The organism is Stenotrophomonas sp. SMYL11 (genome assembly GCF_036320005.1).
GTDB lineage: Bacteria > Pseudomonadota > Gammaproteobacteria > Xanthomonadales > Xanthomonadaceae > Stenotrophomonas > Stenotrophomonas maltophilia_A.
In genome coordinates, this window is the sequence record NZ_JAWIRS010000008.1 from 23,364 (window position 1) to 25,851 (window position 2,488).

General features: G+C 67.8%; 2 protein-coding genes. One reads left to right on the forward strand and one right to left on the reverse strand.

Annotation, left to right across the window (positions count from 1 at the left end):
• Nucleotides 1–130: 130 nt before the first annotated feature.
• Nucleotides 131–1,525 (reverse strand): histidine--tRNA ligase, encoded by a 1,395-nt coding sequence (gene hisS / locus V3B46_RS12545; protein WP_329892024.1) that lies wholly within the window; start codon nt 1,523–1,525, stop codon nt 131–133.
• Between the two features lie 127 nt (nt 1,526–1,652).
• On the opposite strand from hisS, the gene V3B46_RS12550 reads away from it, so the two are divergent.
• Nucleotides 1,653–2,405 (forward strand): Crp/Fnr family transcriptional regulator, encoded by a 753-nt coding sequence (locus V3B46_RS12550; RefSeq protein WP_329892025.1) that lies wholly within the window; start codon nt 1,653–1,655, stop codon nt 2,403–2,405.
• Nucleotides 2,406–2,488 lie beyond the last annotated feature (83 nt).

The window sequence follows — 2,488 nt, forward strand, 5'->3', positions numbered from 1 at the left end:
GGGGGGCGCGGGGGCGCTGTTTCTTTATCCTCCCCCCCCCCCCCCCCCCCCCCCGGAACGCGGCCAAAAAACAAAAACGCCCACCGGGAGGTGGGCGTTTCGTGGGTAGTCGGCGTGCGGCCAACGGCCCTTACATCACCTTCGACTGTTCCAGCTCGACCTGCAGGGTGCTGGCCAGCTCGTCGCGCGAGACTTCGAACTGCTGCTCGCGCACCAGGTCCTTCACCGCCACCACGCCGCGCGCCAGTTCGTCTTCACCGGCCAGCACCACGAAGCGGATGCCCGCCTTGGCCGCGTACTGGAACTGCTTGCCGATCTTCTTCGGCTCCATCTGCACTTCGGTATTGATGCCACCGGCGCGCAGGCGACGCGCGATGTCCAGCGACTGCGGCATGCCCTGCTCGTCCATCAATGCCACCAGCGCCTGCACGCTGCTGGCTTCGATGCCGTCGATCAGACCCGCCTCGCGCAGCTGCCAGAACAGACGCGACAGCCCGATGGAGATGCCCACGCCCGGCAGCTTCGACTTGCTGTAGTGGCTGGCCAGGTCTTCGTAGCGGCCGCCCGAGCAGATCGAGCCGATCTGCGGGTGATCGGTCAGCGTGGTCTCGTAGACGGTGCCGGTGTAGTAATCCAGGCCGCGCGCAATGGAGAAGTTCAGGCAATACGCGGTTTCCGGCACGCCCAGCGCCTGCACCAGCTGCAGCACTTCGCGCAGTTCGGCGACGCCGGTACGCAGGATCTCCGAAGAACCGGCGTCGGCTTCCAGCGTCGCCAGCTGCGCCAGCGCATCGGCATGGCCTTGTGAACGCACGGCGACGAACGCCAGGATCTTCTCGACCTGTTCGGCCGGGATGTTGAAGCCATCGCCCACCAGCGTCTCGCGCACGTAGTCGGCGCCGCGCTTGTCCAGCTTGTCCACTTCGCGCAGCACCGCCAGCTGGCGCTCACCCTCGGCCACGCCCAGGCTCTCGAAGAAGCCGCGCATCAGCTTGCGGTTGTTCAGCTGGATGCTGAAGTCACCGATGCGCAGTTCCGAGAACACCGCATGGATGACCGCCAGTACTTCGGCGTCGTAACGCACGCTCAGGCTGTCCTTGCCGATCACGTCGATGTCGCATTGGTAGAACTCGCGGAAACGACCGCGTTGCGCACGCTCGCCGCGGTATACCCGTTGCATCTGGTAGCGACGGAACGGGAAGGTCAGTTCGTGTTCGTGCTCGGCCACGTAGCGCGCCAGCGGCACGGTCAGGTCGAAGCGCAGCGCCATTTCCGGCAGCGAGCGGTCACCCGATTCGGTCGCGTTCGCCAGCGCACCGGTGGACTGCACGAAGTACACCTGGCGCTCGGTCTCGCCACCGGACTTGGTCAGCAGCACATCGGACAGCTCGAACACCGGCGTCTCCACCGGCAGGAACCCGAAGCGCTCGTAGTTGCGGCGGATGACGTCCAGCATGCGCTGGAACGCAATCTGCTCGCGCGGCAGCAGTTCAAGGGTGCCGGGCGGGGTACGGGGCTTGATCACGGGCGGAACTCCTGCTGGAACGGGACGTGGGAGGGGGCGACATTCTAGCGCCCCCGCCTCGGGCAGGGTCGAACGGCCGCTTGAAGTATCATAAGGCCCTCCCCGCCCGCGATACGCCCCCCGCAACATGTCACGGCCTTCCGGCGCTCCGCCCGCCACCAACGATCCCGCCTCGCCGTCCTGCACCACGCTGGACTGCCTGCACTGCTCGGTTCGCCACCTTGCGGTGTGCTCGGCGCTGTCGCCCGATGAAGTGCAGGCGCTGGAGCAGGTCACCGTCTCGCAGCAGGTCAGCATGGGCAGCACGCTGGCCCGCACCGGCGAAGAGCGCGACCATGTCTATACATTGACCGGCGGCGCACTGCGCCTGGTGCGCACCCTGGCCGACGGCCGCCGCCAGATCAACGGCTTCGTGCTGCCCGGCGACTACCTGGGCCTGAGCGGCAGCGACCACCATCGCTACGACATCGAGGCCATCGCCGACAGCCGCGTATGCCGCGTCGCGCTGCCACAGATGAAGGCACTGCGCAGCCGTTTCCCGCATCTGGAGCGCAAGCTGCTGCAGCGCGCCTGCCAGGAGCTGGATGCCGCACAGGATGCCGCGCTGGCACTGGCGCGCCTGCAGCCGGCCGAGAAGCTGGCTGATTTCCTGCTGCGCCTGGCCGCGCGCGAGGCCAAGCTGGGCGGCGACGGCCTGCGCGTATCGCTGCCGATGGGTCGTGGCGACATCGCCGACCATCTGGGCCTGACCATGGAAACGGTCAGCCGTACCTTCACCAAGCTGCGCCAGCAGGGGCTGATCGCCCTGCCCCACCTGAACGTGGTGGAGATCCTTGACGAGGATGCACTGCGCGCGCTGGCCGGTGAAGGGTTGATCTGACCGTATCGCGGTTCATGGGGTTGGGGGGGGGGGGGGGGGCGGCCGCCCCGAGCGGGCCGGGGGGGGGGGGGCGGGGGGGGGGG